We start from the raw sequence: 255 nt of genomic DNA on the forward strand, positions 1-255 counted from the left end.
ATGGGAAGCAGGTTAATATTCCTGCACCGTCGTATGATGCGATGGGGGGACGGATCGCGGAAGGTTGTCTGACTGTTGGAATAGTCAGTTTCTGGTTCATAGGAGGTACTTAGGCAAATCCGGGTACATAATCCAAGGGACTGGGACGAGTGAACTTGTTCACGAAGCAATCGGAAGTGGTTCCAAGAAAAGCCTCTAAGCTTCAGTCATACGAGACCGTACCGCAAACCGACACAGGTGGGCGAGATGAGTATT

At 49.8% G+C, this 255-nt stretch carries 1 rRNA gene; it reads left to right on the forward strand.

Features of this window, described 5'->3' with window-relative positions:
• A 23S ribosomal RNA gene (locus tag GTP45_RS27875) occupies positions 1 to 255 on the forward strand; the annotation flags it as partial.

It is taken from the genome of Duganella rivi (assembly GCF_009857435.1).
In the GTDB taxonomy this organism is placed as follows: Bacteria; Pseudomonadota; Gammaproteobacteria; order Burkholderiales; family Burkholderiaceae_D; genus Rugamonas; species Rugamonas rivi.